The 21,022-nt window shown below is 68.7% G+C and carries 20 protein-coding genes; 8 read left to right on the forward strand and 12 right to left on the reverse strand.

Annotation, left to right across the window (positions count from 1 at the left end; genetic code table 11):
• The first annotated feature begins 54 nt into the window (after window positions 1–54).
• Window positions 55–804, forward strand: a complete 750-nt coding sequence (locus BUF17_RS15590; RefSeq protein WP_073630339.1) for an SDR family oxidoreductase — start codon at window positions 55–57, stop codon at window positions 802–804.
• A 99-nt stretch (window positions 805–903) separates the two neighbouring features.
• On the opposite strand, the gene BUF17_RS15595 is transcribed toward BUF17_RS15590, so the two are convergent.
• From BUF17_RS15595 to BUF17_RS15610, 4 genes are all read right to left on the reverse strand, one after another.
• Window positions 904–1,653, reverse strand: coding sequence for an SDR family oxidoreductase (locus BUF17_RS15595; protein ID WP_073630341.1), 750 nt, complete (start codon window positions 1,651–1,653; stop codon window positions 904–906).
• Window positions 1,654–1,826: 173 nt separating this feature from the next.
• Window positions 1,827–2,468, reverse strand: a complete 642-nt coding sequence (otnC, locus tag BUF17_RS15600; protein WP_073630343.1) for a 3-oxo-tetronate 4-phosphate decarboxylase — start codon at window positions 2,466–2,468, stop codon at window positions 1,827–1,829.
• Window positions 2,465–3,730 (reverse strand): 3-oxo-tetronate kinase, encoded by a 1,266-nt coding sequence (gene otnK / locus BUF17_RS15605; protein WP_073630345.1) that lies wholly within the window; start codon window positions 3,728–3,730, stop codon window positions 2,465–2,467. The genes otnC and otnK overlap by 4 nt, the downstream gene beginning before the upstream one ends.
• Before the next feature lie 53 nt (window positions 3,731–3,783).
• Window positions 3,784–4,767, reverse strand: a complete 984-nt coding sequence (locus BUF17_RS15610; RefSeq protein ID WP_073630658.1) for a LacI family DNA-binding transcriptional regulator — start codon at window positions 4,765–4,767, stop codon at window positions 3,784–3,786.
• Between the two features lie 200 nt (window positions 4,768–4,967).
• On the opposite strand from BUF17_RS15610, the gene ltnD reads away from it, so the two are divergent.
• A complete protein-coding gene (ltnD, locus tag BUF17_RS15615) occupies window positions 4,968–5,882 on the forward strand; it encodes an L-threonate dehydrogenase (protein ID WP_073630347.1) in 915 nt (304 codons plus the stop codon).
• Window positions 5,882–6,655, forward strand: coding sequence for a 2-oxo-tetronate isomerase (gene otnI / locus BUF17_RS15620; protein ID WP_073630349.1), 774 nt, complete (start codon window positions 5,882–5,884; stop codon window positions 6,653–6,655). The genes ltnD and otnI overlap by 1 nt, the downstream gene beginning before the upstream one ends.
• Before the next feature lie 105 nt (window positions 6,656–6,760).
• Here the strand turns inward: otnI and BUF17_RS15625 are convergent, their stop codons facing one another.
• Genes BUF17_RS15625 through BUF17_RS15640 form a run of 4 tightly spaced genes read right to left on the reverse strand, consistent with a single transcriptional unit; the run spans window position 6,761 to window position 11,369 of the window.
• Window positions 6,761–7,582, reverse strand: coding sequence for an alpha/beta hydrolase (locus BUF17_RS15625; RefSeq protein WP_073630351.1), 822 nt, complete (start codon window positions 7,580–7,582; stop codon window positions 6,761–6,763).
• 13 nt (window positions 7,583–7,595) lie between these two features.
• On the reverse strand, window positions 7,596–9,071 hold the full coding sequence (locus BUF17_RS15630) for an NAD-dependent succinate-semialdehyde dehydrogenase (protein ID WP_428977655.1): 1,476 nt from the start codon (window positions 9,069–9,071) through the stop codon (window positions 7,596–7,598).
• A gap of 41 nt (window positions 9,072–9,112) precedes the next feature.
• A complete protein-coding gene (locus BUF17_RS15635; RefSeq protein WP_073630355.1) occupies window positions 9,113–10,339 on the reverse strand; it encodes an iron-containing alcohol dehydrogenase in 1,227 nt (408 codons plus the stop codon).
• 4 nt (window positions 10,340–10,343) lie between these two features.
• Window positions 10,344–11,369, reverse strand: a complete 1,026-nt coding sequence (locus tag BUF17_RS15640; RefSeq protein WP_073630357.1) for an Ldh family oxidoreductase — start codon at window positions 11,367–11,369, stop codon at window positions 10,344–10,346.
• Window positions 11,370–11,465: 96 nt separating this feature from the next.
• On the opposite strand from BUF17_RS15640, the gene BUF17_RS15645 reads away from it, so the two are divergent.
• From BUF17_RS15645 to BUF17_RS15665, 5 genes are all read left to right on the forward strand, one after another.
• Complete coding sequence (locus tag BUF17_RS15645; protein ID WP_073630359.1) at window positions 11,466–12,158, forward strand: GntR family transcriptional regulator; 693 nt, start codon at window positions 11,466–11,468, stop codon at window positions 12,156–12,158.
• Between the two features lie 64 nt (window positions 12,159–12,222).
• The gene (locus BUF17_RS15650; RefSeq protein WP_073630361.1) at window positions 12,223–13,785 is read left to right on the forward strand and encodes a sugar ABC transporter ATP-binding protein; all 1,563 of its coding nucleotides are present in this window, start codon (window positions 12,223–12,225) and stop codon (window positions 13,783–13,785) included.
• Window positions 13,785–14,777: an ABC transporter permease gene (locus tag BUF17_RS15655; RefSeq protein WP_073630363.1), complete on the forward strand. Its 993-nt coding sequence runs from the start codon at window positions 13,785–13,787 to the stop codon at window positions 14,775–14,777. Before BUF17_RS15650 ends, BUF17_RS15655 begins: the two co-directional genes overlap by 1 nt.
• A 75-nt stretch (window positions 14,778–14,852) precedes the next feature.
• On the forward strand, window positions 14,853–15,803 hold the full coding sequence (locus tag BUF17_RS15660; protein WP_073630365.1) for a substrate-binding domain-containing protein: 951 nt from the start codon (window positions 14,853–14,855) through the stop codon (window positions 15,801–15,803).
• A 72-nt stretch (window positions 15,804–15,875) separates the two neighbouring features.
• Window positions 15,876–16,469, forward strand: a complete 594-nt coding sequence (locus BUF17_RS15665; protein WP_073630367.1) for a DJ-1/PfpI family protein — start codon at window positions 15,876–15,878, stop codon at window positions 16,467–16,469.
• A 158-nt stretch (window positions 16,470–16,627) separates the two neighbouring features.
• On the opposite strand, the gene BUF17_RS15670 is transcribed toward BUF17_RS15665, so the two are convergent.
• From BUF17_RS15670 to BUF17_RS15685, 4 genes are read right to left on the reverse strand one after another with little or no spacing between them, the layout of a single operon-like run.
• Entirely contained in the window at window positions 16,628–17,398 is a 771-nt protein-coding gene (locus BUF17_RS15670; protein ID WP_073630369.1) for a FadR/GntR family transcriptional regulator, read from the reverse strand.
• A 2-nt stretch (window positions 17,399–17,400) separates the two neighbouring features.
• Window positions 17,401–18,390, reverse strand: a complete 990-nt coding sequence (gene yjfF, locus BUF17_RS15675; protein WP_073630371.1) for a galactofuranose ABC transporter, permease protein YjfF — start codon at window positions 18,388–18,390, stop codon at window positions 17,401–17,403.
• A complete protein-coding gene (locus BUF17_RS15680; RefSeq protein ID WP_073630373.1) occupies window positions 18,387–19,382 on the reverse strand; it encodes an ABC transporter permease in 996 nt (331 codons plus the stop codon). The genes yjfF and BUF17_RS15680 overlap by 4 nt, the downstream gene beginning before the upstream one ends.
• A 14-nt stretch (window positions 19,383–19,396) precedes the next feature.
• A complete protein-coding gene (locus tag BUF17_RS15685) occupies window positions 19,397–20,944 on the reverse strand; it encodes a sugar ABC transporter ATP-binding protein (protein WP_073630375.1) in 1,548 nt (515 codons plus the stop codon).
• Window positions 20,945–21,022 lie beyond the last annotated feature (78 nt).

Below are 21,022 nucleotides of genomic sequence, written 5' to 3' on the forward strand. Positions count from 1 at the left end.
TCGGCAAGCGCTCTCACGCGGCACCCGACAATCGAGAAAGCAGGATGATCGATCATGACTGACAGCGGAAAGGTCGCCCTCGTCACGGGCGCCGGCACGGGCATCGGCAAGGCCGTGGCACTGGCGCTCGCAGCCGCCGGGTACCGGCTGGTGGTGACCGGCCGGCGCCGCGAGCCGCTGGAGGCCGTCGTCGCCGAGGCGGGCGGCGAGGCCGTCGCCATCCCGGCCGACATCACGGACCCGGCCTCGGTCGCGGCGCTGTTCGAGGCGATCCGGCAGCGGTTCGGCCGGCTCGACGTGCTGTTCAACAATGCCGGTGCCATCGCGCCGCCGGTCAATATCGAGGACCTGCCAGTCGAGCAGTGGAAGACGGTGATCGATACCAACGTCACCGGCGTCTTCCTCTGCACGCAGGCGGCGTTCCGGCTGATGAAGGACCAGAACCCGCGCGGCGGCCGCATCATCAACAACGGCTCGGTCTCGTCCGAGAGGCCGCGGCCGAATTCGGCGCCCTATGCCGCGTCCAAGCATGCGGTGCTGGGACTCACGCGCTCGACGGCCATCGACGGGCGAAAGTACGACATCGCCTGCGGCCAGATCGACATCGGCAACACCGAGACGCCAATGGCCTCGCAGATGAAGAAGGGCGTGCTGCAGCCCGACCTTTCCATCAAGGTCGAGCCGACCTTCGACGTCAGCCACGTCGCCGACGCGGTGCTCTACATGGCCGGGCTGCCGCTCGACGCCAACGTGCTGCAGATGACGGTGATGGCCACCAAGATGCCGCTCGTCGGCCGCGGCTGACCACGACAACGCGCACGCGCACATCCTGCCGGGGGGTTCAGAACGGCATTCCCCCGGCAGATTTCGTTTACGGGATGACGCGGCTCCGGTGCCGCCGTCTCAGGCGCCTTCCGTCTCCGCGACGGCGCCGGTCGGGATGACGACGAGTTCGCTGACGCAGACGTGGGCCGGCAGCGTTGCGACGTGCAGCACGAGATCGGCGAGGTCCGACGGGCGCAGCATGCGCCGCCGGCCTTCCGCATCCGCGGGTGCGGGCCGCTTGTCGATGATCGGCGTGGCGACTTCGCCCGGACAGATCACCGTCGCGCGGATGCCGTTGTGCATTTCCTCAAGATTGATGCTGTGGCTCATCGCCACCACGCCATGCTTCGCCGCGGTGTAGGACGAGCCGGATATCGCCCCGACATGGCGGCCCGCAATCGAGCCGGTCGTGATGATCAGGCCCTGCTTCTGCCGGCGCATGATCGGCAGCGCAGCGATGACGGTGTGGAAGGCGAGCTTCAGGTTGCCGTCCAGCACCTCTTCAGCGCCGGCCTCGTCGAGTTCCTGCCAACTCCGGCGCGGAATGTTGGTGCCGGCATTGTTGACGACGATGTCGAGCCGCCCGGCCTCGCGCTCGATGGCGCCGGCGATCCCGGCCGCCACGCCGGGCAAAGACAGATCGCCCGGCAGAACGCTCACCTGGCCCCCAGCGGCATCGATCCGGTCAGCGACGCCCTGAAGCGCATCCACACGCCTTCCCGTGAGGAAGACCCGGGCGCCGGCGCCCGCGAGGGCCGCCGCCGCTGCCGCGCCGATGCCGCTTCCCGCGCCCGTGACCCAGGCGACCTTGCCGTTCAACGCACCCATTTCCGTCTTCCTCCCAAATCCGTCTTCTTCCGATGGCCGCCGCGAGCAGCGGTCGCTCAAGACGCCCGCCGGGCGCGACATCATCGATTCGGCCGCGACTGCACCACAGCCCGCGCGACGCGTCTATCCGGCGCGCCGGTACTGTGGGGCATCCGCATCCACGTCTGTCGGCATCAGCGCCGGCGAAGCTCCGCGACCTGATCGGCGGTGAGCGGCCGCACCCGGCGTCCGTCGAGCATCAGGAACAGCCGCGCGGTCTCTTCCAGTTCCTCGACGGCATATTGCGCCTCGCGCAGCGTCTTGCCCGCCACCACGGGGCCGTGGTTCGCAAGCAGCACCGCGTGATGGCGGCCGGCCTCCTCGCCCACCGCCTCGGCGAGGCGCGCGTCGCCCGGCGGAAAATAGCGCACCAGGGGCAGCGTGCCGACCCGCATCACATAGTAGGCGGTCAACGGCGGCAGAACGTCCGCGGGATCGACATCGGCCAGAATGCTGACGGCGACCGAATGGGTGGAGTGGAGATGGACCACCGCGCCCGCATCCGCCCGGGCGCAATACATGCAGCGGTGGAGGAAGGCTTCCTTGGTGGGCTTGTCGCCGTCCACATGCACGCCCTCGGCGGTGAAACGGGACAGCCGCGCCGGCTCCAGTTCGCCCAGGCAGGCGTTGGTCGGCGTCATCAGCAGGCTGCCGTCGGAAAGCCGCACGCTGATGTTGCCCGTGGAGCCGAAGGTGAGGCCGCGTGAGAAGATCGATGCCCCGATGCGGGCGATCTCGTCGCGGGCGCGGGTTTCCTCGGAAAGAAGCGCGGTCATGCCAGGAGGTCCCAGGCCTTGGCGAAGATGTCCGGCGCGCCGAAATTGCCCGACTTCAGCGCAAGCGCGAGCGGCCGCCCGGCACCAAGGCTCAGCATCCACGGAACGCCGGGATCGATCTCGGGACCGATGGCGAAGCCTTCGACGCCGAGCGCCTGAACCACCGCCCCGGAGGTCTCGCCGCCCGCCACGAGAAAGCGCGTGAAGCCGCGCTCGGCGAGCCGGCAGGCGACGCCCGCCATCAGGCCTTCCACGAGCGCGCCGGCATGCTCGCGCCCGAGCTTTTCCTGGACGGCGGCGACCTCGGCCGGATCGGCGCTGGCATAGATCAGCGGCGGACCGCCGGTCGCGGTCTCGGCGAAGGCGGCGACCTCCTCGACGCCAAGCGAACCCGACGCCACCGCGAGCGGATCGATGCGGAGCGCCGCCGTGCCGGAGGCGACGGCGGTCGCGACCTGCTTGCGCGTCGCGGCCGAACAGGAGCCGGCAAGGATCACCGCGCGGCCGGGCGGGGCCACCATCCGCGCCGACGGCGCGGCGGCCGCGAGTAGACCGGCACGACGGAAGTTCTCCGGCAGGCCGATCGCGATGCCGGAGCCGCCGGTGACGAGCGCCATGTCGCGGGCGGCGGTGCCGATGGCTCTGAGGTCGGTGTCGTCGATGGCGTCGACGATGACGATGCGTTGTCCGGCGCGTTCGGCCTGGGAGAAGGCGGCCGCGACGGCATCCGCCCCGCGGCGGACGCGCTCGTGGGCGACGAGGCCCACGGGCAGGGTGGTCTGGGCCTGCAGCACGCGGACGAGGCTCGGATCGCGCATCGGCGTCAGCGGATGATCCTTCATCGGGCTCTCCGACAGGAGTTCGTCGCCGACGAAGAGATAGCCAAGATAGACGGTGCGCCGGTTGGTGGGGAAGGCGGGGCAGGCGAGGGTAAGCCCGGCACCGAGGCGGCCGAGCAGGGCTTCCGTCACAGGGCCGATATTGCCGACCGGGGTCGAATCGAAGGTCGAGCAATATTTGAAGAACAGCTGCCGCGCCCCGGTGGCGAGCAGCCATTCCGCCGCCGCGAGCGACTGTTCGACCGCCTCGGCCGCCGGGATGGTGCGCGATTTCAGCGAAACCACCACCGCATCGGCTGCACCGGCATCGAAGCCGGCCGGGGGAATGCCCACCGTCTGCACCGTCTTCATGCCCTCGCGCGACAGCATCAGCGCGAGATCCGACGCGCCGGTCAGATCGTCCGCGATCGCCCCGAGCAACATGGCAAATTCCTCCCGAAAAGCTGGTCTCTTGGTTGTTCCGCCGCGCGACGCGGTCACGCGGTTTCGCCGGCCTCGATCTCGTAGCCGGTGTCGATGATGGTGGGGTCTGAGGGGCGCGCCGCCTGCGCGATCAGCGTCTCGGCGGCGGATCGGCCGATCAGGAAGCGGTTAGAGCGCACCGTGGAAAGCCGCAGCGGCAGGGCCTGACCGATATCGAGGCCGTTGAAGCCGAACAGCCCGATATCGCGGCGGGGCACGAGGCCTGTCGCGAAGCAGTGGAATACGCCTCCGACGGCCATGTCGTCATTGGAGAACACCACGACGTCCGGCCGGCCGTCGCCGGCGAGGAGGGCGGCGGTCATGGCGCGGCCGTCGGCGGTCGTGCTCGGTCCGTCCACCCGCCGTTCGTCGACGAGGTCGAGCCCGGCCTCGCCGAGCGCGGCCCGCATGCCGTCGTAGCGAAGCCGCGCGCGCCGGTCGCGCTCCCAGTCGTGGCCGACATAGCCGAAGCGGCGATAGCCGCGCGACACGAGATGACGGGCGGAATCGTAGCCGGCCTTGCGATGGGACAGCCCGACGGCGACGTCGATCGGTGCGGCGTCGATGTCCATGATCTCGGCGACCCGGACCGGGCTCGCCTCCAGCATCCGCCGCGCCGGGGCGGTGTGCTCGAAGCCCGCAACGATCATCGCGCGCGGCTGCCACGCCATCATCGAGCGGACCACCCGTTCCTCGGTGTTCGGGGCGTATTCCGTCACGCCGACCACCGGCTGGTAGCCCGTGCCCGCCAGCGCCGCATGGACGCCCCGCAGCACGTCCGCGAACACGATGTTCGAGAGGGAGGGCAGCACCACACCGACGAGCATCGAGCCGGACGAGGCAAGCGCGCCGGCAAGCCGGTTGGGCACGTAGCCGACCGTCTCGATCGCGGCCAGCACGCGCGCCCGCGTCTGCGGCGAGATTCGTTCGAGGCCGCGCACCACCCGCGAGACAGTGATCTCGCTGACACCGGCCACGCGCGCGACGTCGGCGAGCAGCGGCTGGCCGCGCGGCGTCCCTTCGTCCCCGACCTCTGGAGATCGCACCTTCCGGCGCGTGCCCTTGCGCACGACCGCTTGCCTTCCCGTGTGTCCGTTCCACGCTTATGACAGCGCTAACACAAAACGATTGTAAGGGGCTAGCCTTCCGTGCCATAGAAAATGACAGCGCTAACACAAAATCATTCCGGGGAGACTTCATGGGCGGATCGATCAGGACGGTCGCCGTCGCCGGGCTTGGCTCTATGGGGCTCGGCATCGCGAAATCGCTCCTGCGAGCAGGGCTCGATACCGTCGGCTTCGACGTCTCGCAGGCAGCGGGAGCCGCCTTCGCGGCGGCGGGCGGCCGTGTCACCACAACCGTCGCAGAGGCCGCGGCCGGCGCCGACGCGCTCGTCTGCGTCGTCGTCAACGCGGCACAGACCGAGGCCGTGCTGTTCGGACCGGACGGCGCCGCATCCGCGCTTCGGCCGGGCGGGGTCGTCATTTCCTGCGCCACCATGGCGCCGGACGAGGCCAAGCGGCTGGCCGCCGGCGCGGCCGAAGCGGGGCTGCATTTCCTCGATGCCCCCATCAGCGGCGGGGCAGCCAAGGCGGAAAGCGGCGACCTGACCGTGATGGCCTCGGGATCGGCCGAGGCCTTCGCAGCGGCGCGGCCCGTGCTCGACGCCATGGCCGCGAAAGTCCACGATCTCGGCTCGGCGCCGGGCATCGGTTCCTCCTTCAAGATCGTCAACCAGCTTCTGGCCGGGGTCCACATCGCCGCCGCCTGCGAGGCCGTCGCGTTTGCGAGCCGGCTCGACCTCGACATCTCCCGCGTGTTCGAAGTCATCACCGGTTCCGCCGGCAACAGCTGGATGTTCGAGAACCGCGTGCCCCACATCCTGGAAGGCGACTATCGTCCGCGCAGCGCCGTCGACATCTTCACCAAGGATCTCGGCATCGTCTCGGACATCGGCCGCAGGCTGTCCTTTCCGCTGCCGCTCACCGGAGCGGCACTCCAGCTCTTCATCATGACCGCGGCGGCCGGCATGGGACGGGACGACGACGCCTCGGTCGCCCGGCTCTATGCACTCATCGCCGGCCTCGAGCTTCCCGAACAAGGCGCCCACTGATGCCCCGCTTCGCTGCCAATCTCAGCCTTATGTTCAACGAGCACGCGTTTCTCGACCGGTTCGAGGCCGCTGCCGCCGCCGGATTCCGGGCGGTCGAGTTCCTGTTCCCCTATGAGCACGCACCGGAAGAGATCGCCGACCGGCTGACGGCCAACGGACTTGAACTGGCGCTGTTCAACCTGCCGCCGGGCGACTGGGCGAAGGGCGAGCGCGGTATCGCAGTCCGCCTCGGCGACAGCCCGGAATTCCGTGCGACCGTCGATCTCGCGCTCGGCTATGCCGCCGCGACCGGCTGCCGGCGCCTGCACCTGATGGCGGGTCTCGCCGATCCGGAGGACGGCGCCGCCGCGGCGCGCTATCGCGATGCGCTGCTGTTTGCCTCCGACCGGGCGGGCGAGGCCGGGCGGACGATCCTGATCGAACCGCTCAACGGGCGCGATATGCCCGGCTATTTCCTCAACGACTTCTCGCGCGCCGCCGACCTGATCGCGGAGCTCGGCCGGGCGAACATCCGCCTGCAATACGACCTCTATCACCGCCAGATCCTGCACGGCGACGTTCTCAAGTCGCTGGAGGCTCTGATGCCGGTGATCGGCCACGTGCAGACCGCGTCGGTCCCCGGCCGCAACGAGCCGGGCACGGGCGAACTCGACGATTTCCGCGTGTTCGCGGCCCTCGACCGGCTGGGATATGACGGCTATGTCGGCTGCGAATACCGCCCGGCCGCCGGCACCGTGGAGGGCCTCGGGTGGCTCGAAAGGGTTTCGGCCTGAGGGCGGGCGGACGCCCCGCATCGCCGGATACGGCGCGATGTCCCGCGCGAGCGGCTTTTGAAGCCACCCCGGCGCGGGTCGCCGCGCCGGATTTTCAACCGCCGTTCAGGCGGCCTCGATGAGGGAGGCGAGCGCCGTTCCCGCTTCGGAGTCCGGCAAGCCGAGATCCCGCACGCTGTCCATGTGATTGCGCCCGGCGATAGCGCGCCGGGTCACGGAAAGGCCCTGCTCCCGCAGCAGGGCGGCGAACGCATCGGCCTGCGCATGGAACGGCGGCGTCTCATCGGCGCCGACGAGCACAGCCGCCGCGGTCGAAGGATCGTGACGGTGGCCGAGCGGCGTGAACGAGGCCACCTCCGCGTCGGTCAGGCCGATCTCCGCCTGCAGGAACGACGATTGCAGCGGCGCGAGATCGTAGAGGCCGCCGAGCAGCAGTGCCGCCTTGACCCCTGACGACCCGCCGCCCTCGTTGAAGAGGAAGGTGGCGAGATGGGCCCCGGCCGAATGGCCGCTGATCGTCAGACGGCCGGGATCTCCGCCGTGTTCGGCGATATGCCCGGTCACCCAGACCTTCGCCCGTCGCACCTGGTCGACGATGGTGTCCATCCGCACCGACGGCATCAGCGCATAATCGACGATGACCGCGATCGCCCCGGCAGCCGTGACCGTGTCGGCCACGCAGGAATAGTCCTCCTTGGAGAACATCCTCCAGTAGCCGCCATGGATGAAGATATGCACGGGCAGGGCATCCGCCCGGGGTTCCGGCGGGAAGAAGATGTCCAGCGTCTCGGTCGGGGCTTCTCCATAGGAAACCCCGGCGAGGAAGCGCACCCGCTGCCGCGTCGCGGCGCTGCGGGCGAGAAGGTCGCCCACGATGGCATCGAAGCCCGCGACATGATCGCGGATGCGGAAAGGATCGAGGCTCACGGCGGCGTCTCCCTCAGAAGCTCGCCGCTATGTATTTCATCTCCAGGAATTCCGCGATGCCGTGATGCTGCCCGCCTTCGCGGCCGAGCCCGCTCTGCTTCATGCCGCCGAACGGCGCCGCGGGGTCCGACACGAGGCCGCGATTGAGCGCGATCATGCCCGCATCGATCCCCGCTGCGACCCGCATTCCGCGAGCGAGGTCGCGGGTATAGACATAGGCGGCGAGGCCGTATTCGGTGTCGTTCGCCCGCGCGATCGCCTCCGCCTCGGTGTCGAAGCGCGACAGTGCCGCCACCGGGCCGAAGATTTCCTCGTGCGCCATCTCGGCCTCCGGCGGGACGTCGGCGAGCACCGTCGGCGGATAGAAGAACCCGGATCCCTGCGGGACGCTGCCACCGCAGAGCACGCGCGAGCCGCGCGAGACCGCGTCCTGCACGAGGCGGTCGATCTTGTCGACGGCCTTGCGCGTGATCATCGGCCCGCATTCCGTGGCGGCATCGGTGCCCGGGCCGACCCGGAGTGCCGACATGCGCTGCGTCAGCCGCTCGGCGAAGGCGTCGTACAGGCCGGACTGCACATAGATGCGATTTGCGGCAGTACAGGCTTCTCCGGCATTACGCATCTTCGCGATCATGACGCCGTCGAGCGCGGCGTCGAGGTCCGCATCGTCGAACACCACGAACGGCGCGTTTCCGCCGAGTTCCATGGAACTGGAAATCACGTGCTTCGCCGCCTCGGCGAGAAGGGTGCGGCCGACGCCGGTGGAGCCGGTGAACGACAGCTTGCGGACGCGCGGATCGGCCAGCATGGCAGCCGTCACCGGACCCGGGGCCGACGTGGTGAGCACGTTGACGACGCCCGGCGGCACACCGGCTTCCTCATAGAGCGCCGCGAGCGCGTAGGCCGTGAGCGGCGTCTCGGTCGCGGGCTTCAGGATCACGGTGCAGCCCGCGGCAAGGGCCGGCGCGATCTTGCGCGTCGCCATCGCAGCCGGGAAGTTCCACGGCGTGATGAGAACGCAGATGCCGATCGGCTGGTAGTCGACCACGATGCGGTTGGCGCCGCCGGGGGCGAGGCCGAACTCGCCGGTGATCCTCACTGCCTCCTCGGCGTTCCAGCGGAAGAACTCCGCGGCATAGGCCACCTCGCCGCGCGCGTCCGACAGGGCCTTGCCGTTCTCGAGCGAGATCAGGGTGGCGAGCATTTCCGCCCGCTCCGTCATCAGTTCGAAGCAGCGCCGCAGGATCTCCGAGCGCTTGCGGGGCGCGGTCGCCCGCCAGCCCGGTGCCGCGGCAGCGGCGGCTTCGACGGCTGAGGCGGCGTCCTCGACGGTGGCATCCGGCACGGTCGCGATCTTCGCGCCCGTCGAGGGATCGACCACGTCGATCGAGGCACCGCTCCCTGACGGCTTCCACGCGCCCGCGATGTGGAGGCCGCGGGCGAACGCGGCAGGATCGAGCGCAGCGGCGCCGGAAGCGTGCGGGGACATGTTCATCTCTCTCTACCTGTCGTCTGCCGGATTGGGGGCCATCAGAGGGCGGCGGCCGCGAGATCGCCGTCGAACGCCGCCTGGATGAGGCGGCGCATGGCGGCAAGGTCGAACGGACGCGGATTGTTCTTGATCAGTCGGTCGATGCCGAGCGCCTGTTCCGCCGTCCAGTCGAGCTTGTCGGCGGGAAGCCCGAGCGCCGCCAGGGTCGGCGTGATGCCGATGGCCGCGAACAGGCGGCTGACCTCGCCGATCGTGGCCTCGGCGAGGGCGCCGGTATCGCGTCCGCCGGCTTCGAGCCCCAGGGCGGCGCCGACCTCCGCGATCTCCGTGGCCGCCGCCGCGCGGTTGTAGCTCATGACATAGGGCAGCATGGTCGCGACGCCGAGTCCGTGGGCGGTGTGGGTCAGCGCGCCCGCCGGGTACTGGATCGCGTGCGCGGCCGCCGTGCCGGCCGTGCCGAACGCGCAGCCCGCCGCAAGGGCACCCATCATCACGTCGGCACGCGCGGCCGCGTCGGATCCGTCGCGGCAGGCCTTTTCCAGGCTGCGGCCAAGAAGCCGGATGGCCAGGAGCGCGAAATGGTCGGTCAATGCGCTCTTGCCGACGAAGACGTGCCGCTGGGCAAGGTCGGGGCCGCCGTCGCGTCGCACGGCCGTATAGGCCTCGATGGCATGGGTCAGCGCGTCGGCGCCGGCGATGGCGGTCAGGCCGGGCGGACAGGACAGTGTCAGGTCAGGATCGCAGATCGCGGCGGCGGCGATGAGGTGCGGGCTCGAAATGCCGACCTTCAGCACCCGGTCGGAATCCGAGATCACGGCGACCGGGGTCACTTCCGACCCGGTGCCGGCCGTCGTCGGCACCGCGATCACCGGAAGCACGGGGCCGGGCACCTTGAACTCGCCGTAATAGTCCTGGAGCGCGCCGCCGTGGGCGAGCAGCAGCGAGGCACACTTCGCCACGTCGAGACAGCTTCCGCCGCCGATGCCGATCACCATGTCCGGTGCGAACGGACGGGCCTCTTCGACGGCGACTGCGACGCTGTCGCGCGGCACGTCGGGCAGGACGCGGTCGTGGACGAACACCTCGATGCCGGCCGCATGCAAGCCCGCCCGGATCTCCGCGAAGGTTGCCGTTCCGGCGAACCGCTCGTCGGTGCAGATCAGCGCCCGCCTGCCGATCCGGCTCGCGACTGCCGGCAGGGCATGGCGTTGGCCGGTGCCGAAGAGAATTTCGCGCGGCAGCCTCAAGGCGGCGAACAAGGTCATGTCGTTATCCTTCGAGATGGGACGGGGCCCGGATGCGGAGGGCGTTGAGTTCGCCCCAGAGGCGGGAATCGATCTCGAACCCGTCTTCGCATGCACGGGCACGCCGTCTTGAGGCATCGTCGCCGGGAATGCGGACCGGACAGGCCGGATCGGCCGCCGGGGAGGCCCGCACGGCATCGAGATAGGCGGCAAGACCGGCGGCGACGCCCGGCGCAGCCGATGGTTCGATCACGAGCAGGATGTCGCCCTTATTGCAAACCGAATCCGCGTCGAGAGTACCGCGCACCTCCGGCGCCGGCGGCGAACCGGCGATCGCCGAAACGAGAAGTTCGAGCGCAATGCCGAGGCCGTAGCCCTTCGCTTCTCCGAACGGGGCGATCGCACCGTGGCTCGCACTGGCCGCGTCCGTGGTTGGAAGGCCGTCGGCGTCCCGCGCCCAGCCATCGGGAATCGGCCGGCCGGTCGCGGCGTAGTGATGGATCTTGCCCATCGAGACCACGCTGGTCGCGAGATCCACCACGAGGGGGCGGGCGCCCGTGGGCACCGCGATGGCGATCGGATTAGTGCCGAGCATCGCCCGCGTGCCGCCAAAGGGATGCACCAGCGCCTCGCTCGACGAGATCGCCACGCCGATGCGGCCGGCCGCCGCGACCTGCTCGACATAATAGGCGAGCATTCCGAGGTGGTTGCTGTTGCGGATGGCCGCCAGCGCGAGCCCGGACGCCGCCACGCGCTCGTCGAGGCGGGCAAGCGCAGCCATCGCCACCACCGGCCCGAGCCCGTTCTCGCCATCGACCTCATAAAGCGCCTCGGCCCGCCAATGCCCACGACCTTCCGCGCGCGGATCGGCAAGGCCGCGCTCGATGCGCGCGAGAAGGCGGGGAAGCCGCTGCAGCCCGTGGGACGGATGCCCCTTCAACTCGGCCTCGACCAGCACGCCGGCCTGGAGGCGCGCAGCCGCCTTAGGGGCGCCGCGCGCCTCCAGAAGCTCGGTGCCGAGATCGAGCGAGGCTCGTTCGGTGACGTTCACGGTGGCCCCTATAAAAAATCCTATAGGATATAGTATTGAATTGGGCGGAGCATCGTGTTAGCGGTTGATGGTGTCAAGAGGCAAAAGTCGGCAGCCATGCTTTCGTCGAAACTCACGGACGCCCCTCAGGGCGGCACCCCCATCCACCGGGCCAACAGCCTGTCGGACGATGTCTACGAGGCGATCTTCGCGCAGCTGATGTCGCTCAAGATCCCGCCGGGCGCGCGGATCACGGTCGACACGCTGGTGAAGGAATTCAACGTCTCGCAGACGCCGATCCGCGAAGCGCTGGGCCGTCTGGAGGGTGAAGGGCTCGTCGTGAAGACGCATCTCGTCGGCTATCGCGCCGCGCCGCAGATCACGCGGCAGCGCTTCGCCGAACTCTACGAACTGCGCCTGCTGCTGGAGCCGGACGCCGCGGCGAAGGCGGCGGTTTCGATCACGGACGAACGGCTGGCGATCCTGCGCGAGGCCGCCGGCGTGATGAGCCGCCGCGACGGCAAGGACGAGCGGCTGCACTACTCGACCTTCGCGCGCCACGATGCCGAATTCCACGACAAGATCATGGATTTTGCGGGCAACCAGCTGATCCGCGAGACCATCGGGTTCCAGCACACCCACTTCCACATCTTCAGGCTGATGTTCCACTGGCGGGTGACGGAAGAAGCCCTGGACGAGCATCAGGCCCTTCTCGACGCCTTCGCCGCAGGCGATGCCGATGCCGCCTCGCGGGCGATGCGGGCGCACATCGAGCATTCGCGCGACCGGCTGCTGCCGGCATTCGACTGAGCGACCGGCAGGCGCCCGGCATCGCCGCACGAAAAGCAACAAACGAAGAAGGGGAGGCTTAACCGTGCCAGGGGACGAGAGACGCATATCGGCGAACGTCGTGCTGCGCGCGGAGGGACTCTCCAAGCAATTCGGGCCGGTGACCGTCCTTTCCGACGTCACGCTCGACATCGTGGCCGGCGAGATCCACGCGATCATCGGTGAAAACGGCGCCGGCAAGTCGACGCTGATGCGCCTGCTCGCCGGCTATGCCGACCCGACCGCCGGCGACCTCTTTCTCGACGGCGCGCCGGTCCGCTTCGCCAACCCGCATCAGGCGCAGGACGCCGGCATCGTCCTCGTTCACCAGGAAATTCTGCTCGCTGACGGACTGACCGTCGCCGAGAACCTGTTCCTCGGCCGCGAACTCACGCGCAACGGCATCGTCGACGACCGCACGATGAAGCGGATCGCCGCCGCCAAGCTCGCCGAACTCGGATGCCGCATCTCGCCGAACGCGCTGGTGCGGGACATCGCGCTCGCCGACCGCCAGCTCGTGCAGATCGCCCGCGCGCTGCTCGATGCCCGCCGGCTCGTGATCTTCGACGAGCCGACCGCGGTGCTGACGGACGAGGAGGTTCACCGGCTCCTCGACATCATCCTGCTCCTCAAGGAACAGGGCATCGCGGTCCTTTATATCAGCCACCGCCTGGAGGAAGTGCAGCGGCTCGCCGACAAGGTGACGGTGCTGCGCGACGGCCGGATGGTCGGCACCTATCCCGGCCAGACGCTGAGCCAGATGGAGATGGCGCACCTGATGGTGGGGCGCGAACTCGCCGCGCTCTACCCGCCGAAGAAGGCGGTTCCGAGCGGTGAGCCGATCCTCGCCGTCCGCAACGCCACCGTCGCGGGCTTTGCCGAGGATGTATCCTTCTCGGTGCGCCGGGGCGAGATCCTCGGCTTCGCGGGGATGATCGGTGCCGGGCGGACGGAACTGTTCGAGGGGCTGATCGGGCTTCGGCACGCCGTCGGCGAAGTCGAGCTGAACGGCAAGCCGATCGCCATCCGGTCGCAGCAGCAGGCGATCGCCGCCGGCATCGGCTACCTCACCGAAGACCGGAAGGGAAAGGGGCTGCTGCTGCAGGAACGGCTGGCGCCGAACCTCACGCTGTCGGCGCTGCGCACCTTCCATCCCGGGCTCTATCTGCGCAGCCGGCGAGAGGCCGCCGCGCTCGATGAGGCGGTTTCATCCTATGACATCCGCCTCAAGAGCCTGAAGGTCCGCGCCGGCCAGCTTTCGGGCGGCAACCAGCAGAAGCTGCTGCTCGCCAAGGTGCTCCTGACGGACCCGTCGGTCGTGATCATCGACGAGCCGACGCGCGGCATCGATATCGCCAACAAGGCCCAGATCTACGCCTTCATCCAGGACCTCGTCGCGGAAGGGCGCGCCTGCATCGTCATCTCGTCGGAGATGCAGGAGCTCATCGGCATCTGCGACCGGATCATCGTGATGCGGCGTGGCCGCGTCAGCGGCGAGGTCTCCGGAGACGAGATGACTGAAAACAACATCGCGTTCCTTGCCACCAGCGACGCGGCCGCAGAGCCGGCGGCGTGGCAGCCCGAGCGCAGCCTTCAGGGAGGAAGATAATGACGGCCGTCACGCAGACCGCCCCGCTGACGCACGAGAGGGAGTTCAATATCTCCTGGGTCGATGCCGGGCCCTTCCTCGCGCTCGCGGCGCTGCTTTTGATCGGCTTCATCATCAATCCCGACTTCCTGTCGGTGACCAATCTCAGCAACGTCATCACGCGCAGCGCGTTCATCGCCATCATCGCCGTCGGCGCCACCTTCGTGATCTCCTCCGGCGGGCTCGATCTTTCGGTCGGCTCGATGGCGGCCTTCATCACCGGCGTCACCATCATGTTCATGAACATGATGGCGCCGGATTTCGGCACCTGGTCGATCCCCGCGGGCATGGCGTTCGCGCTCGTCGTGGGGCTCGCCTGCGGCCTCGTCAACGGCGCGATCGTGACGGTCGGCAAGATCGAGCCGTTCATCGCCACGCTCGGCACCATGGGCATCTTCCGCGCGCTGATCACCTACATGTCCGACGGCGGCACGATCCCGATCGATCGCAGCCTGCGCGACGCCTACCGGCCGGTCTATTTCGGCACCGTCGCGGGCATCCCGATCCCGATCCTGATCTCGCTTGCCGTTGCCGCGATCGGCGCCGTCGTCCTCTACAAGATGAAGTACGGCCGCCGCTGCGCCGCCACCGGCGCCAACGAGGACGTCGCGCGCTATTCCGGCATCTCGGTGGTCCGCACCCGCACCATCGCCTACGTGATCCAGGGCGCCTGCGTCGCGATCGCCGCGATCTGCTACGTGCCCCGGCTCGGCGCCGCGACGCCCACCACCGGGCAGCTCTGGGAACTTCAGGTCATCACCGCGGTCGTGATCGGCGGAACCACTCTGCGCGGCGGCAAGGGCCGCATCTGGGGCACCGTCGCCGGCGCCGTCATCCTCGAACTCATCGCGAACCTGATGGTCCTCTCGGACTTCGTCTCCGAGTACCTCGTGGCCGCCGTGCAGGGCGTCATCATCATCATCGCGATGCTCATCCAGAGGTTCTCGAAATAGCGCCACGCCAGGACCCCGCGCGGTGTGACGTCGACATAACGGGTCAACACAACGGTTAAAAACAGGGAGGAACGAATGCAAAAGAAGACATGGATTGCCGCCGCAGCGCTCGGCGCGATGCTGGTGACCGGGCAGGCCTGGGCCGCTGACAAGAAGGTGGTGGCGGTGTCGATCCCCGCCGCCGACCACGGCTGGACCGCGGGCGTGGTCTATCACGCCCAGGCCGCCGCGAAGGAACTCAACGCGGCGTTCCCGGACATCGACGTGGTCGTGAAGACCTCTCCGTCCGCCTCCGCCCAGGTCAGCGCGCTGGAGGACCTCTCGGCGAGCCGCAAGCTCGACGCCCTCGTGATCCTGCCCTACACCTCCGAGGAGCTGACCGCCCCCGTGAAGGCGGTCAAGGATGCCGGCACCTTCATCACCGTCGTTGACCGCGGCCTGAACGACCCGAGCATCCAGGACCTCTATGTGGCCGGCGACAACATCGCGGTCGGCCGCAACACCGCGAAGTTCCTGGTGGAGAAACTCGGCGGCAAGGGCAACCTCGTCGTGCTGCGCGGCATTCCGACCGTGATCGACGACGAGCGCATCGAGGGCTTCCAGGACGGCATCAAGGGATCGGATCTCAAGATCCTCGACATCCAGTACGCCAACTGGAACAGCGACGACGCCTTCAAGCTGATGCAGGACTATCTCGCCAAGTATCCGCAGATCGATGCGGTGTGGGCGAACGACGACGACATGCTGCTCGGCGTGCTCGAGGCGATCAAGCAGTCCGGCCGCACCGACATCAAGTTCGCGCTCGGCGGCAACGGCATGAAGGAGATCATCAAGAAGGTCATCGACGGCGACGCGATGACGCCCGTCGAGACGCCCTATCCGCCCTCGATGATCAAGACGGCGGTTTACCTGACCGTCGCGCATCTCGTCGGCCACGCGCCCGCTCGCGGAACCGTGAAGCTCGACGCGCCGCTGATCACCAAGGAAAACGCCCAGGAATATTACTTCCCGGACTCTCCGTTCTGAGCACCGGAAAGCGCTTCAAGGGCGGGCGGCTGAAATCGCCCGCCACCAACAAAACGTGAGGAGGACCTGACCTTGCAGGGCAAGAAGATACTGATGCTGACCGGTGAGTTCACCGAAGAATACGAGATCTTCGTCTATCAGCAGGCGATGGAAGCGGTGGGGCATACCGTTCACGTCGTGTGCCCGGACAAGAATGCCGGAGACCTGATCAAGACCTCGCTGCACGATTTCGAGGGTGATCAGACTTACACCGAGAAGCTCGGCCATTTCGCGCTGATCAACAAGACGTTCTCGGAAGCCGAGAAGCAGCTCGACCAGTACCACGCGGTCTACTGCGCCGGCGGACGCGGGCCGGAATATATCCGCACCGACAAGCGCGTGCAGGCGATCGTCCGTCACTTCCACGAGACCGGCAAGCCGATCTTCACCATCTGCCACGGCGTGCAGATCCTGATCGCCGTCGACGGCGTGGTCCGGGGCAAGAAGGTCGGCGCCCTCGGGGCGTGCGAGCCGGAAGTCACGCTGGCGGGCGGCACCTATATCGACCTGTCGCCGACGGAGGCCTATGTCGACGGCACCATGGTCTCGGCCAAGGGCTGGACCGCGCTCGCGGCCTTCATCCGCGAATGCCTGAAGGTGCTCGGCACCGAGATCCGCCACACCTGAGAAGACCCTGCCCGGCCGGATTCCATGATCCGGGCGGGCGTTCCACCGCCGTGCCGGACCTTCGCGGGTCCGGCGCCTCCTTCGATGCGGTGACCGATGGCGCAGGCCAAGTGCCGCATGCCAGATGCGCGGATCGCTTCCTTTCGGTGTGGGGCCGCTCAGGGCCGGGCCGCGATCTCGGCACCCGCTGCCGCCAGAGCGCCCGGCCGGTCGGTGGCGCCTTGCCGCCGCAGGCCGTTGAAGATCACGTTCGTCATCGCGGCGGCGGCCTCTTCGCCGCTGCCGGCGGCAATGGCCTCGACGATGCGCTCGTGGGCGATCACGACAACATCGTGCTCAAGGTCGTCGTCCGGTGCGCTGAGCGCGAACGAAGCGCGCAGCGCCACCTCGATCACCGCCCCGATCGACCGCATGAAGGCGTTGCCGGAGGCGCTCGCCACCGCGAGGTGGAAGGCGAGGTCGGATTCCGCGAAAGCCCTCGCCGTTCCCGACTCCGTCTTCATGCGCTCGACCGCCTGCCGCATGATGGCGAGATCGGCCTCCGAGCGCCGTTCCGCCGCCAGGGCCGCGGCGCGCGGCTCGACCGCGAGGCGGATTTCGGCCAGGTCCCGCAGAAAGCGCTTGTCGATGCCCGCGTCGAGGTGCCAGGCCAGCACGTCCGGATCGAACATGTTCCAGGCCGCGCGCTCGCGCACCACCGTACCCACGCGCGCCTTGGTGGAGAGAAGTCCCTTGGCGACCAGCGTCTTGACGGCCTCGCGCAGCACGGGCCGCGAGACGCCGAACCGCGCCGTCAGATCGGAATCCCCGGGAAGCTTGGCGCCCTCAGCGAAGCGGCCGCCGATGATGTCCCTGCCGACGGAGCGGGCGACCTCCGCATGATTGGAGTTTGCCCGCCGGGTTGGAATGACAAGGACATCGGCCGTCACGGTCAGGATACCCCCGCTGTGGCAGGGCGCCTGCGGCGTGCGAGGCCGAGCGCCGCCTGCTGGAATCCGATGAAGGCGAACAGAAGAAGCCCGGTTGCGATCTTGGCCCACCAGCTCGACAGCGTGCCGTCGAAGCTGATGTAGGTCTGGATAAGGCCCTGGATGAGCACCCCGATGAAGGTGCCGAAGACAAAACCGTACCCGCCCGACAGCAACGTGCCGCCGATGACGACGGCGGCGATGGCATCCAGCTCCACCCCCACGGCGGACAACGAATAACCGCTTGAGGTGTAGAGCGAGAACACGATGCCGGCAAGTCCGGCCAGCGTGCTGGAGAGGGTGTAGATCAGCACGGTCGTGCGGGGGACGCTGATGCCCATCAGGGCGGCTGAGGTGCGGCTGCCGCCGAGCGCGTAGACGTTGGCCCCGAAGCGGGTGAAGTGGAGCAGCACCATCCCACCGGCGACGACGGCGAGCATGATCATCGCCGGCACCGTGAGCCGCGCGCCGCCGCCAAGGCGGATCGCATGGTCCGCCAGCGTCGTGTAGAGCTCGGCGTTGATCGGGATGGAATCGGTCGAGAGCAGGAAGCTCGCGCCCCGCGCCATGAACATGCCGGCGAGCGTGACGATGAACGGCGGCAGCGCGAAATATTCGATCGTCGCCCCCATCAGCGCGCCGAACAGGGCACAGATGACGAGGATCATCACGAAGGCCGCGAGCGGCGGCACGCCGTGCTGCTCGATGACGACGGCGAGGAACACGGTGGTGAACCCGATCACCGAGCCGACCGAGAGGTCGATGCCACCGGAGATGATGACGAAGGTCATGCCGACGGCGACGATGCCGAGGAAGGCGTTGTCGGTCAGCAGGTTCATCACCACCCGCGGCGTCGCGAAGTTGTGGAACGTGAGCGAGCAGAGGGCGAATCCGACCAGGAACACCAGGGTCGTGGCGAGCACCGGAACGAGACGGCTGAACTGGCGGGTCATGGCCGGCGCTCCGGGCTGCGTCTGGCGAACAGGACGCCGAGGCCGGCGATGCGCGGCGACTGGGCGAGCAGCACCACCAGCACGACGACGGCCTTGACGATGAGGTTGGTTTCCGGCGGGAAGCCCGACAGCAGGATGCCGGTGTTCATCGCCTGGATGATGAGCGCGCCGACCAGCGCCAGGACGATGCTGAAGCGGCCGCCGAACAGCGACGTTCCGCCGATGACGACCGCGAGGATGGCGTCGAGCTCGAGCCAGAGCCCGGCATTGTTCGCGTCCGCGCCGAGGATGTCGGCGGCGGCGATGACGCCGGCGAGCGACGCGCACAGGCTGCACCAGACATAGACGGAAACGGTGATCAGCCGGGTGCCGATGCCGGCGAGCCGGCTGGCGCGCGGGTTGCCGCCGGTCGCCTCGATCATCAGTCCGAGCGCGCTGCCGCGCACCGCGAGCAGCGTCAGCCCCAGCATGGCGAGCGTGAGGACAACCGGCACCGGCACCCCCAGCACCGCGCCGCCGCCGAACCAGGCGAGGGCCGGCGAGGAGAAGGTGACGATGCGTCCCTCGGTGATGAGCTGGGCGATGCCCCGGCCGGCGACCATGAGGATCAGGGTCGCGACGATCGGCTGGATGCCGAGGATGGCGACAAGGAAGCCGTTCCAGAGACCGCACAGGATCCCGACGCCGAGTGCCGCACCGACCGCGACCGGCAGCGCATGGCTGTCGGCGAGGCTCGCGGCGACCGCGCCGGCGATGGCCATGACCGCGCCGACCGACAGGTCGATGCCGCGCATGGCGATCACGAGCACCATGCCGAGCGAAAGCAGCGCGACCGGGGCACCGCGGTTCAGCACGTCGATCAGGCTGCCGAACAGGCGGCCGTCCTGCATCCGCAGGTCGAAGAACTGCGGCGACACCATCCAGTTGATCGCGAGGATCACGGCGAGGCCGACGACTTGAGCCGTGCCGACGCGAGGAAGACGAAAGGCCATGACGCAACGCTCCTTCAGACGGTCGCCGGAACGTCGTCGGCGATGGCGGCAAGAATGGCGGCCTCGCTGATCTCCGCCCCGTCGAGGCGGGCGACGTGGGCGCGGTCGCGCAGCACGATCACCGTGTCGGCGTAGGTCACGATCTCCTCCAGTTCGGAAGAGACGACGAGCAACGCCATGCCTTCCGCGCAAAGCTGGCGGATGAGCTGGATGATCTCGGCGTGGGCGCCGACATCGATGCCGCGCGTCGGCTCGTCCAGCACGAGCAGCCGCGGCTTGGTGGCGAGCCAGCGCGCCAGCAGCGCCTTCTGCTGGTTGCCGCCGGACAGCAGGCCGACGGGGCGCTCGGGATCCGGCGGGCGAATGTCGAGCAGGCGGATGAAATGGCGGGCGATCTCGTCCTGCTCGCGACGGGAGAGCGGCTTCAGCACGCCGCGCTTGGCCTGGAGCGCCAGCACGATGTTCTCCCGCACGCTGAGTTCGGGAACGATGCCCTCGGTCTTGCGCTCTTCGGGGCAGTAACCGAACCCGAGGGCAACGGCGTCTTGCGGGCCGGACAGGCTGACCCCATGCCCGTCGACGGTCGCGGTGCCGCTGTCGGCCCGCTCGGCGCCGAACACCAGGCGGGCGGTTTCGGTGCGGCCGGAACCGAGCAGGCCGGCGAGACCGACGACCTCACCGGCGTGCAGTTCGAGATCGAACGGAGCGATCTCGCCTGCCTTGCCGAAGCCGCGGAAGACCGCCAGCGCCGGACCGTCGGCGGTCTGGCGCGGCGGCCGCACCGAAGTCGCCTCGCTCAGCTCCCGGCCCAGCATGGTGCGCACCAGGTCCCGGCGCGGCATGTCGGCAACCGGCGCCGAGCCGGCGAGGCAGCCGTTGCGCAGCACGGTGATGTGGTCGCAGACCGCATAGACCTGATCGAGGAAGTGGGTCACGAACACGATGCCGATGCCCCGTGCCGCGAGCCGCCGCATGGCGGCAAACAGCGTTCCCACCTCGTGGGCGTCGAGGCTCGCGGTCGGCTCGTCGAGGATCAGCACGCGCGCCGACTGGTCGACCGCGCGGGCGATGGCGACGATGTGCTGGACGGCGACGGAATAGCGCTCCAGCGGTGCGGCGACGTCGATGTCGAGGTCGAACCCGGCGAGGACCGCACGCGCCCGGCGACGCATTTCGCCGCCGCGCACGAGGCCGAACCGGGTCGGCTGGCGGCCGAGAAACAGGTTTTCAGCCACCGTCAGGTTCGGCGCGAGGTTCACCTCCTGGTAGACCGTCGCGATGCCGATCCGGGTGGCATCCTCCGCCGAACGGGGCGCGATCTCCTGCCCGTCGAGCGTCATCGTGCCCGAGTCGCGCGCCACCACGCCCGTCATGGTCTTGATGAGGGTGGACTTGCCGGCGCCGTTCTCGCCGAGCAGCGCGTGGATTTCACCCCGCCTCAGGGTGAAATCCACGCCGTCGAGAGCCTTGAAGCCCGCGAAGGCCTTGGAGAAGGCGCGCAGACACAGCAGCGGCTCCGCGCCTGCCTCCGGCGCGGTCGTTGTCGGGGAGAGCACGGTCATTTCGGACGGCCTTGCAGCACGTGGACTTCAGCGGGGCCGCGCATCGGCGCGGCCCGCGGATCGCCGGGACGCAGGCGT

This window comes from Pseudoxanthobacter soli DSM 19599, from assembly GCF_900148505.1.
Lineage (GTDB): Bacteria > Pseudomonadota > Alphaproteobacteria > Rhizobiales > Segnochrobactraceae > Pseudoxanthobacter > Pseudoxanthobacter soli.